The 10,754-nt window shown below is 59.1% G+C and carries 10 protein-coding genes; 5 read left to right on the top strand and 5 right to left on the bottom strand.

Annotated features, from left to right (window positions below; genetic code table 11):
• Positions 1–36 precede the first annotated feature (36 nt).
• From VK574_RS15035 to VK574_RS15050, 4 genes are all read right to left on the bottom strand, one after another.
• On the bottom strand, positions 37–1,770 hold the full coding sequence (locus VK574_RS15035) for an acyl-CoA carboxylase subunit beta (protein ID WP_472800668.1): 1,734 nt from the start codon (positions 1,768–1,770) through the stop codon (positions 37–39).
• An 85-nt stretch (positions 1,771–1,855) separates the two neighbouring features.
• Positions 1,856–3,286: an APC family permease gene (locus tag VK574_RS15040; protein WP_472800669.1), complete on the bottom strand. Its 1,431-nt coding sequence runs from the start codon at positions 3,284–3,286 to the stop codon at positions 1,856–1,858.
• A gap of 96 nt (positions 3,287–3,382) precedes the next feature.
• Positions 3,383–3,934, bottom strand: coding sequence for an RNA 2',3'-cyclic phosphodiesterase (thpR, locus tag VK574_RS15045; RefSeq protein WP_472800670.1), 552 nt, complete (start codon positions 3,932–3,934; stop codon positions 3,383–3,385).
• Between the two features lie 9 nt (positions 3,935–3,943).
• Positions 3,944–4,444 (bottom strand): Lrp/AsnC family transcriptional regulator, encoded by a 501-nt coding sequence (locus VK574_RS15050; protein WP_472800671.1) that lies wholly within the window; start codon positions 4,442–4,444, stop codon positions 3,944–3,946.
• Positions 4,445–4,614: 170 nt separating this feature from the next.
• On the opposite strand from VK574_RS15050, the gene hppD reads away from it, so the two are divergent.
• From hppD to fahA, 5 genes are read left to right on the top strand one after another with little or no spacing between them, the layout of a single operon-like run.
• Positions 4,615–5,760, top strand: a complete 1,146-nt coding sequence (gene hppD, locus VK574_RS15055; RefSeq protein ID WP_472800672.1) for a 4-hydroxyphenylpyruvate dioxygenase — start codon at positions 4,615–4,617, stop codon at positions 5,758–5,760.
• 14 nt (positions 5,761–5,774) lie between these two features.
• On the top strand, positions 5,775–6,527 hold the full coding sequence (locus VK574_RS15060) for a phenylalanine 4-monooxygenase (RefSeq protein WP_472800673.1): 753 nt from the start codon (positions 5,775–5,777) through the stop codon (positions 6,525–6,527).
• Positions 6,528–6,553: 26 nt separating this feature from the next.
• Positions 6,554–7,873, top strand: coding sequence for a homogentisate 1,2-dioxygenase (gene hmgA / locus VK574_RS15065; protein ID WP_472800674.1), 1,320 nt, complete (start codon positions 6,554–6,556; stop codon positions 7,871–7,873).
• Positions 7,870–8,724: a hypothetical protein gene (locus tag VK574_RS15070; protein ID WP_472800675.1), complete on the top strand. Its 855-nt coding sequence runs from the start codon at positions 7,870–7,872 to the stop codon at positions 8,722–8,724. Before hmgA ends, VK574_RS15070 begins: the two co-directional genes overlap by 4 nt.
• The gene (gene fahA / locus VK574_RS15075; RefSeq protein ID WP_472800676.1) at positions 8,715–9,995 is read left to right on the top strand and encodes a fumarylacetoacetase; all 1,281 of its coding nucleotides are present in this window, start codon (positions 8,715–8,717) and stop codon (positions 9,993–9,995) included. Before VK574_RS15070 ends, fahA begins: the two co-directional genes overlap by 10 nt.
• Positions 9,996–10,075: 80 nt before the next feature.
• On the opposite strand, the gene VK574_RS15080 is transcribed toward fahA, so the two are convergent.
• The coding region (locus VK574_RS15080) for a hypothetical protein (RefSeq protein WP_472800677.1) at positions 10,076–10,754 on the bottom strand (679 nt) is incomplete at its 5' end.

The following is a 10,754-nucleotide window of genomic DNA, read 5'->3' on the forward strand; positions in this document are numbered from 1 at the left end:
CGGTTTATAAGTGCGGAACATGGCTCGTGTTGCTCCTCAAGTCTGCAGCACTCCCGGGTTGAACTTCGGTATGTCAGGATTCAGCGCGCACGCACCAAGCGCGGTGATCAGCACGTCTCGTGTCTTTGCGGGATCGATAATCGCGTCGATCCAGAGCCGTGCCGCCCCGTAGCGCGGATCAGCTTGCGCATCGTAGGTCGACTTGATCTCTTCGTACAACGCCGCTCTCTCTGCTTCCGACAACACCTTGCCGCCGCGCTCCACCTGCTTGGCGCGAACTTCGGCCAGCGTCCCTGCCGCTGAAGCGCCGCTCATCACCGCATACCGCGCCGTCGGCCACGCAAACAAAAACCGTGGATCGTAAGCCTTTCCGCACATCGCGTAATGCCCCGCGCCAAAGCTGCCGCCAATAATCACCGTAATCTTTGGAACCACGCTGGTGCTGACCGCCGAAACCATCTTCGCGCCTGCACGAATGATGCCCGACCACTCTGCGTCTTTACCCACCATGAATCCATTCACGTCATGCAGGAAGACCAGCGGTATCAGGTTCTGATTGCAATCCATGATGAAGCGCGCAGCCTTCTGCGCTCCCTCCGTGTATATGACGCCGCCCACTTCAATCCGCTTTGCACCTGCCTGCGGTCCCATCGCGACGATCTGGTTCTGGTTGGTCTTCTGGTTCGCCACGATGCCTGCTGCGTAACCACCAATCCGCGCATAGCCGCACAGAACCGTACGGCCGAACTCCGCCTTGTACTCATCAAACTCGCTGCGGTCGACAATGCGCGCAATTACCTCGTGCATGTCATAGATATTGCTTGCGCCGGGAGTGGGGTTCAGAAACGCGTAAACATCTTCGATCGGGTACTTCGGCGCATCGCGCTTCGTATCGCAGGCGGTACTGCTAAATCGCCCCTCTGAAGTAGATATCGGTTTCCGGGAGCCAAACCTGTCAACCAGCGAACGCATTCGAGCGATACAGTGATGATCGTCTGGCTCCTTGAAATCAACCGTGCCAGAAATCTCGGCATGCATCGCGGCGCCGCCAAGATCTTCAGGGTCGGTCTTCTGGCCGATCGCCGCCTGCACCAGCGACGGTCCCGCGAGAAACAGTCCCGAACCCTCCGTCATCAGCACCGTATCGGTCATCACCGGCAGATAAGCGCCTCCGGCAACGCACATGCCCATGATCGCCGTAATCTGCGGAATGCCCAGCGAACTCATCACCGCGTTGTTGCGAAAAACCCGTCCAAAGTCGTCCGTATCCGGAAAGACATCCTCCTGCAAGGGCAGAAACACTCCGGCCGAATCCACCAGATAAAGCGTTGGAATGCGGTTTTCGAGCGCAATGGTCTGGGCGCGCAACACCTTCTTTGCTGTCATGGGAAAAAAGGCGCCGGCTTTCACGGTCGCATCGTTCGCGATGATCATGCAGAGGCGTCCGCTTACGCGGCCCAGTCCCGTCACAACGCCCGCCCCCGGCGCGCCGCCATACTCCGTATACATCTCGTACGCCGCCCACAGCCCCAGTTCGAGGAATTCGCTGCCTTCATCCAGCAGCAGTTTCAGACGTTCCCGCACGGTCAGGCGCTTCTTTGCATGCTGGGCGGCTGCCGCCTTCGCGCCGCCGCCAAGCCGTATGGTCTCTTCCTGCGATCGAATGGTTGCAAGCACTTCGAGCAGCGCAGTCCGGTTCGCCTTCGCGCGTGGCGATTGCAAATCAAAGCCGGAATCGATCACATTCTGAAGCTTCAAGCTATCGGGCATTCTCGACTCACACAAACTTGCAGACTATACCATCTTCGATGGTACCGGCGTCCACAATGTCACGCGGCGAGCCGAACTTCACCAATCAGACCGCCCGTTTTGAACGCGCACCGCGCCAGTACAGAAACAACCCAATCAGGATGGATGCGGCAGTTCCACCAACAAGCTGGAACTCGAAGCTGATCACGCTCGTTCCTCCCGGCGGGAAGAAGGACAAGATGATTCCGATCAGGACCACAAGAAATCCAAGGCTGCCGCAAATCCACACGCCTGCGATGCCACCTGGCACCAGCACGGCATGAGCATTCTCTTTGCGATCCTTTCGAGTCGCAAGCCGGATCACAGCAGCAAACATGTAGAGGAAAGGAATGAAATAGAGAATGATCGCTGCACTGACAACAAGTTGATATCCGACCAGAATGCTCTTTTGCTGAATCTGACTTAGAACAAGGATCGTTCCCGACAGGACCGCCTGCACCAAAATCGAAATATAGGGCGTCTTCCACTTCGGATGAATCTTGCCGAACGCCGCCGGTAGGTACCGATCGATCCCCACCACAAAAGGCACACGCGCAATCCCCGCAACCGTACTGCCCACGCCCCCCGCATTGCCTACCGTTACCAGCATTGCCGCCAGTACCCCGAGCAACCCGATCTTTAAGGCCACAGATCCGACAGTGATCGCACTAAACACCCCGCTCTGCGGGTCAATGCTTGCTGCGGGCAATAGCGCGAGAATCGCGAACGTTCCGCCGATATACATCAGCGCAATCAGCGCTCCCGCTCCGAAAACCGCGCGCGGCAGCGTCCGCCGAGGATCGCGCACCTCTTCGCTCATCGCTGAAACCAACTCAAGCCCCGTGAACGCAAACGCAATCTGCGACCAGAAATTCACCGTGTCCCAGTTCCACGCCGGCATCATGTTCTGCGCCGTAAAGTGCGTTGCAGACCCGTGCTTGAAGACGACGACCACCGCTACAAGGCCAAGGATCACAAGCGGCAGATACGTGCCGACGCCTCCAGCATTTTGCAGCCATTTACCGATATTCAGCCCGATGATATTCAGCACCACGGCAACAAGCAGCAGCCCTAGCGAGACACTGAGCAGAAATGTCCGATCCTGCGCCAACTGTGCTCCGCGCCCTCCAATGATGTATGCGGCCATCGAAGCACTGGCCAGCAATAGCCCGGGAAAATAAAAGACCGTGTAAATCCAGTAAGTCCATCCGGCGACAAACCCGTGAAAGTCTCCGAACGCCTCCTTTGACCAGGCATACAGGCCGCCCTCCTCAGGAAAGCGCGACGAAAGCTCATTGATGACGAGCGCGCCTGGCACAAAGAAGAACACAGCCGCGATAACCCACAAGCTGATCGACGATGTCCCATTGTGCCCTGCAGCTGCAATCCAACGCGGTCCCAGCACCGTGGCGATGTTGAACAGCAGCACATCCCAGAAGCCCATGGTTTTGCGCAGCTGTGCTTTGGGGTTGTGCGACGGCGGCGCAGAGATCGTCATAGCGCCTCCCGGACGTTCGCGCGGTCATGGCCTGTTTGCATTAGCGAACATCATAGTGGCGCGCCATCAACCACACAAATGGCCTAATCCGCCGCATCAGTCATTTCCCAGCCGAAAGCGCTCCCGGACTTCGTACTGCGATCCTCCTGCGCCAAGAAATACCTGATAGAGGACGAACTCCGTCGCGGTAAACGCTGGAAACTTTGCGTCTTCATTGAGACGCTCCTTCAGCCGCCGAAGCGCCTTCAGGCGATTCTCGCCCTTCGCTCGCGCCAGGGTTACATGCGGATGAAACGGCCGATCCTCAGCGACAAATCCGCATTCCATCGTCGCCGCTATCACACGTTTCTCCAACTCCCGCATCTCCGCCGAAACATTTACACCCGCGAAAAACACTCCGGCCCGCTCGAAGAACCCGGTCCCATCCAGCCGAACCGGCACTGCTGGCGACGTTACATCCCTCAGCCGGTCCACAACGCACCCGTAAGTCGCCTCTGAAGTCTCCCCAAGAAACTGCAGCGTGATGTGCCACGACTCCGGCGAACCCCAGCGCAGACCATCCCCATCCGATTGCAGCTTGCGGACAAGCTTCTCCAGCCCATCTTTGACTTCAGCGGCCAATGGAATCCCGATAAACAAACGCATCATCGGCCTTCGTCAAATGAATTTCGCAAACGACTCGATCTGCTTCGCCTGGTGGTCCCGCCGCTCCACCGGCGACGACAGAACCGTCGACGTCGAAGTCGCGCCCAGCGCCGACAACCTGTCGATCAGCGCCTCCAGGTGCCGGATCGAAACTACATCGGCTTCAATCACGAACGACTCGGCGCCCGTAATCCGGTGACAGCGGCTGATCTCGCTCAATTCCTTCAGCGCAGTCACCGTGCGGCTTATCTGCAACTCGCCCCCTGGTATTGTGAGCCGCACCATGACGCGTATCGGCACGCCAACCTTCGTGGTGTTGAGCGATGCATGATAGCCGGTAATTACACCGGCCTCTTCCAGGCGATGAACGCGTTCCGCTACTGCCGGCGTTGAAAGCCCGATCTTCCGCCCCAGTTCCGCGAACGACACCCGCGCATTCTGTTGCAGGGCCTCCAGGATCTTCCACGCGATCGCATCCAGGTCGATCTTGTTGGGTCTTGTCTTGTGACTCATATGCCAGAAATCCTTAAGCTGCATCCCCATTATGCTTAATGCTGTTAGGTTTTGGACCCTGTTTTTTACGCGATACCCATTTTCAGTGCCTTCGCCGCGTCCTACAGTATGGGTCAGCCGGGAATACGTCCCCTTTCATCCCCCTTTCGTCCCGGCACAGGAGGTACCGCATGAGCGCAACCGTGCACTCTGCCCCAGCTCAGCTTTCCCAAACCGTCGCTCCCGGTCAGGATTTTCTGCCCCTCAAAGGCACAGACTACGTCGAGTTTTACGTCGGTAACGCACGCCAGTCCGCGTACTTCTATCGCGCCGCCTTCGGCATGTCCCTCGTCGCCTACGCAGGACCGGAAACTGGCCAGCGCGACCGCTCCTCCTACGTTCTGCAGCAGGGTAAAGTCCGCTTCGTGCTCACCACGCCTCTACGCGGCGGCAACGCGATTGCCGAGCACGTCGGACGCCACGGCGATGGGGTCAAAGTTATCGCGCTGTGGGTCGACGACGCTCGTGCTGCCTGGAGCGAAACCACGAGTCGCGGCGCCGTGAGCGTTGCCCAGCCTTACGTTCTCGCCGATGAACGCGGACAGGTTGTCCTATCCAGCATCCGCACCTACGGCGACACGATCCACACATTCGTCGAGCGTAAGGACTACTCCGGTGCGTTCCTCCCCGGCTACCGCGCCGTCGAGCGCGATCCCATCGCCCGTCCCACCGGCTTGCTCCACATCGACCACATGGTCGGCAACGTGGGCTGGCACGAGATGGACGAGTGGGTGAAGTTTTACGCCAATGTCATGGGCTTCTCGCTCTATCAGCACTTCGACGACAAGGACATCTCCACCGAATATTCGGCGCTCATGTCCAAGGTGATGGCCAACGGAAACGGCTACGTCAAGTTCCCCATTAATGAGCCCGCCGAAGGCAAAAGGAAGTCGCAGATCGAAGAGTATCTCGAGTTCTACGGTGGTCCTGGCGTGCAGCACATCGCGCTCGCCACCGACGACATCCTCCATACGGTCAGCAAGCTCAGCGAGCAGGGCATCGAGTTCCTGCAGGTCCCGCATTCGTACTACACCGAGTTGCAAAGCCGTGTCGGCAAAATCGACGAGCCGATTGACGAATTAGAGAAACTTGGAATCCTCGTCGACCGCGATCCCGAAGGCTACATGCTGCAGATCTTCACGCGGCCGGTAGAAGATCGCCCCACCCTGTTCTTCGAGATCATCCAGCGCAAGGGCAGCCGCAGTTTCGGCAAAGGCAACTTCAAAGCGCTGTTCGAAGCCATCGAGCGTGAGCAGCAGGCACGCGGAAACCTGTAGCGCCGAGGCATCTGATGAAAACCGAAACGTTGACAGTAGCCGCTCCCTACCTGATCGAGCAGGACTACTCCGCCTACACCGACGAGCAGCACTCCGTTTGGGCCGAGCTCGTTGGCCGTGTGCTTCCCGAGCTTGAGAAGCATGCTTCGCGCGCTTACCTTGACGGTTTCACGATCATTGGCCTTCAACGCAACTGCCTTCCCCGGCTTTCTGCGATCAGCGCACGGCTGGAGCCGCGCACCGGCTGGAATTCCACGCCGGTCAGCGGCTTCCTGCCTGCGCCGGCCTTCTTTGAGATGCTCGCAGCCCGCCGCTTTCCCACTACAACGTGGCTGCGAAGCCGTGAGTCGCTTGAATACACGCCGGAGCCCGATATCTTCCACGACGTCTTCGGCCACGTTCCGATGCACGCGCATAAAATCTTCGCCGATTTTCTTCAGCGCTACGGCCGCGTCTGTGCATCCATCGAAGATGATGCAGTATTGGAGAAGCTCGGCCGCCTCTTCTGGTATACCGTGGAGTTCGGATTGATCCGCGAGAACAACGAAATCAAGGTCTACGGCAGCGGGCTGATCAGTTCCCACGGCGAGTGCATGAACGTCATTGAGGGACATTGCGCCATCCATGACTTTTCATTGGACGAGGTGCTCGCGACTCCGGTAAAGGTGGATGAGCTGCACAAGCTCCTGTTTGCAGTCTCCAGTTTTGACCAGATTTACGAAGCAATGCACGAGGCCGAAAATCGTGCCCGCCAGAACCGCTTGTGAAGAACCGCTTGTGAAAGGTGAAAAGCATGGCTGATGGATCCCGGTACCAGACCGGCTTTGGAAATGAATTTGCCACCGAAGCCGTCGAAGGAGGTTTGCCGCAAGGCCAGAACGCACCGCAAAAGCATCCTCTCGGTCTCTACACCGAACAGCTCAGCGGATCGCCGTTTACCGCACCGCGCGCCGCCAATCGCCGCTCCTGGACCTATCGCATCCGTCCCTCCGTCACCCATCGCCCCTACGAAGAGATCCCCGCCAGACTCATTCGCAGCGGCCCGTTTCTTGAGGTCCCCACTTCGCCCAATCAACTGCGCTGGGACCCACTGCCCGTCCCCAGGGAAAAGACAGACTTCGTCGATGGCATCGTAACCCTTGGCGGCAACGGCGATCCCGCCATGCAGCAGGGCGTCGCCATCCACCTCTACGCGGCCAACACCTCCATGCAGGACCGTTTCTTCTACACTGCCGACGGCGAGCTGCTGATCGTTCCCCAGCTCGGCGCTCTTCGCTTTCACACGGAACTCGGCATTCTCGACGTCACTCCCGGCGAAATTTGCGTCATTCCCCGCGGCATCAAATTCCGCGTAGTCCTCGCCGAGAAGCAGGCACGCGGCTACATTTGCGAAAACTACGGCCTGCCCTTCCGCCTGCCCGAACTTGGTGCCATCGGCGCCAACGGCCTCGCCAATCCCCGCGATTTCAAAGCGCCCGTCGCAGCCTTCGAAGATCGCGACGGCGATTTCCGCATCACGTCGAAATTCCTCGGCCGCCTCTGGTCCGCAGTCATCGATCACTCTCCACTCGACGTCGTGGCCTGGCATGGCAACTACGCGCCATACAAATACGACCTTGCCCTCTTCAACTGCATCAACACAGTCTCCTTCGACCACCCCGACCCATCGATCTACACCGTGCTGAGCGCGCCGTCCCATGTTCCCGGTACCGCCAACTGCGACTTCGCCATCTTCCCTCCGCGCTGGATGGTCGCCGAGCACACCTTCCGCCCACCCTGGTTCCATCGCAACCTGATGAACGAATTCATGGGCCTGGTCTTCGGCGCCTATGACGCCAAGGCCGAGGGCTTCGTCCCCGGCGGGGCCAGCCTGCATAACTGCATGGCGGGCCACGGACCGGATGCCGAGACCTTCGAACGCGCAACCGCGGCGGAACTCAAGCCGCACTACCTGGCCAACACCCTGGCCTTCATGTTCGAGACTCAGCTCGTCGTCCGCCCCACCGAGTTCGCCATGAATACCCGCATCCTGCAGCACGAATACTTCGAGTGCTGGCAGGGGCTCAAAAAGCACTTCAAGCAGGGCTCGAAGGCAAAGCCAAAGAAAAAATGACCGCCATCGAAACCTTGCTCGCGGGCCTCTTTGACTATGCAGGCCTCTATCCGCCTGCGAGTCTGGATCTGCGCTCGGCCGCGAACAACTATCTCCAATATCGACGCAGCAAACATTCCGCGGCCCTTGGCCGCCTCATCCTGAGTCTCGACCGCGCCGACGAGTTTCGCTCAATCGTCGGCGATTCTGATGCCGACCTTTCCTTGAGCATAATCGCCGCGGAAAATACCGATTGCGCCGTCCTGGCCCAATACATCGGTTCCGGTCTGCGCATCGAAAGCCTTGAGATCAAATGCAGCGAGCCATCCGCAATTGAGCGCATCGCTCGACACCTTCCGCAGAACGTAATGGCATACTTTGAAGTACCGATCCATGCGGATAGCCTGCCCGCTCTTGAGTCGATTCGCGCTGCCGGCGCACGAGCAAAAATCAGAATGGGCGGCGTTGTTCCCGAGGCAATCCCCTCCGTCCCCAACGTCGCGCAGATGCTCAAGACCCTCGCCGATCTTCGTCTTCCGTTTAAGGCAACCGCCGGGTTGCATCATCCTCTGCGCTCAAAGCAAGCCTTGACCTACCATCCGCAGAGCCCGACCGGCGTGATGCACGGCTTCATGAATCTGTCCGCCTCCGCCGCAGTCGTCTTCTTCGGTGGCGATGTCGAGGAGGCCACGTGCCTGCTCGCCGAAGAGGATCCCGCCGCATGGAAAGTTAGCGCGGATTCGCTTCGCTGGCGCGATCAATTCTGGACCGCCGACCAACTCGCAACCCTTCGCCGCGACTTTTTCATGGGCATTGGAAGCTGCTCCTTCGAAGAACCAATTCACGACTTGGAGTCCCTCGGATGGCTGTAAAGAGCTGGGTCGAAAGCGCGAACGAGTCGAGCACCGATTTCCCATTGCAGAATCTGCCCTACGGCGTCTTCTTTCATAACGGGGAAACACGGATCGGCGTTGCCATCGGCGACCAGGTGCTCGACCTGCGCGGCTGCGCTACGCAGGGCTTTCTCCACGAACTCCGTCCCGATGCCGTCGAAGCGTGCGCGCAGAATTCCCTGAACGATCTGATGGCCCTGGGCTCCGAAACTTGGTCCGCTCTCCGCAGCCAACTGACGGCCCTGCTCGCCGCGAGCGCGGACTCAGCTACGAAAGCGCGCCTGCAGCCTCTCCTCATTCCTATCCGTGACGTGCAGATGCAATTGCCCGCACAGATCGGCGATTACACTGACTTCTACGCCTCCATCCATCACGCCACGCGCGTCGGCAAGCTCTTCCGCCCCGACAGTCCGCTGCTGCCCAACTACAAATATGTCCCCATCGGCTACCATGGCCGCGCCTCGTCGATTGTCGTCAGCGGCACCGACGTTCGCCGGCCCTGCGGCCAGACAAAATCAGCGACCGCCACCGAGCCAACCTTCGGTCCGTCCCGCTCTCTCGACTACGAACTCGAAGTCGGTATCTTCGTCGGTCCCGGCAATCCCCTCGGTAAGTCCATTCCGATAGATCAGGCAGAGCAGCACATCTTCGGCCTGTGCCTCGTCAACGACTGGTCCGCACGCGACATCCAGTCGTGGGAGTACCAACCGCTCGGCCCGTTCCTCGCCAAAAACTTCGCAACCTCGATCTCGCCATGGGTCATTTCGATGGAGGCGCTCGCACCCTACCGCGTGCCGGCCGAAACGCACCCCGAAGGCGACCCCGCCCCCCTCGCGTACCTTACCTCCAACGATTCCACCCACGCGGGTTTCGACGTAACACTCGAAGTCTTCCTGCAATCGGAGAAGATGCGTCAGGCGAATACGAAACCGATCCAGATCAGCCAGGGAAATCTACGCGATCTTTATTGGACCCTAGCCCAGTTGCTCACCCATCACGCGAGCAGCGGCTGCAACCTCCGCCCCGGCGACCTGCTCGCCACCGGCACCATCTCCGGCGCCGAAGAGGGCTCCGAAGGCTGTCTCCTCGAAATGAAACACCGCGCCGAACCTATTAAACTGCCTACCGGCGAAACCCGCACATTTCTCGAAGACGGCGATCAAGTAATCTTTCGCGGTTATTGCCAAGCCCCCGGCCTGCCCCGCATCGGCTTCGGCCCGTGTATCGGCACAATCGTTCCATCCGGCTAACGTACCCGTTCAAATGGAAATCCGTTTAGCACAAGGGTTCTAACCGCACCGGGGTTGGCCTCATCGAGGAAGCACTCCGCTTAGGACTCACCGGCGTCCGAACCCGACGTTTTGGAGACCTGCAGCGGGGTCAGAGGCTGGAAGATCACCTTGCTAGAAGCACCTGATTGGGCTGCGCCAGCATCGGCCGCCGACCCATTGACGCTGAGGGAGTAGGAAGGGGAGGCTGTACTCCAAGCGTAAGAACGTACTTCAACGATGACGGTGTTGCTACTCTGTGACGCTCCGAAGGTGGTCTTGATATTCTCCGAACTTGTTCCGCGAGTCAGCGAGCAGCCAATCGGTGTGAGATCGGAACGATAAACATATAAATCGAAATCCGACCCGGCCTGCATGCCACCCAGGGAAATGTTTGCGTCCGTTCCGGCACTCAACGTGATCTGGTAGAAATGCCGATCGGTAGCCGAGGTCAGATTCCCCGGATCCACAATCGATTGACCTGCCGACATCGTGCCGATGATGGTCGCATTGCCGATGCCTTGAGCCATGCTGGCGCCGACGCAGCTTGGCGGCACTGAAGAGCTCGATGTTCCCTGTTGAGCTACCGGAGCGGCTCTGCTTTGCAGCCCGCCAGGCAGGACATTGCCAGACCCGAATGTCAGCCCATTGACGCTGAGGGAGTAGGAAGTGGAGGTAGTGTTCCAACTGTACGGCTTCACCTCAACGATCACCGCGTTGCTGCTTTGTGTAGCGCCGAAT

The organism is Occallatibacter sp. (assembly GCF_035317045.1).
Classification (GTDB): Bacteria; Acidobacteriota; Terriglobia; order Terriglobales; family Acidobacteriaceae; genus Telmatobacter.

Excerpts from the sequence above, each read along its gene's own strand:
- VK574_RS15035 (WP_472800668.1), bottom strand. The coding sequence starts at position 1,770 with ATGCCCGATAGCTTGAAGCTTCAGAATGTGATCGATTCCGGCTTTGAT.
- VK574_RS15040 (WP_472800669.1), bottom strand. The coding sequence starts at position 3,286 with ATGACGATCTCTGCGCCGCCGTCGCACAACCCCAAAGCACAGCTGCGC.
- thpR (WP_472800670.1), bottom strand. The coding sequence starts at position 3,934 with ATGATGCGTTTGTTTATCGGGATTCCATTGGCCGCTGAAGTCAAAGAT.
- VK574_RS15050 (WP_472800671.1), bottom strand. The coding sequence starts at position 4,444 with ATGAGTCACAAGACAAGACCCAACAAGATCGACCTGGATGCGATCGCG.
- hppD (WP_472800672.1), top strand. The coding sequence starts at position 4,615 with ATGAGCGCAACCGTGCACTCTGCCCCAGCTCAGCTTTCCCAAACCGTC.
- VK574_RS15060 (WP_472800673.1), top strand. The coding sequence starts at position 5,775 with ATGAAAACCGAAACGTTGACAGTAGCCGCTCCCTACCTGATCGAGCAG.
- hmgA (WP_472800674.1), top strand. The coding sequence starts at position 6,554 with ATGGCTGATGGATCCCGGTACCAGACCGGCTTTGGAAATGAATTTGCC.
- VK574_RS15070 (WP_472800675.1), top strand. The coding sequence starts at position 7,870 with ATGACCGCCATCGAAACCTTGCTCGCGGGCCTCTTTGACTATGCAGGC.
- fahA (WP_472800676.1), top strand. The coding sequence starts at position 8,715 with ATGGCTGTAAAGAGCTGGGTCGAAAGCGCGAACGAGTCGAGCACCGAT.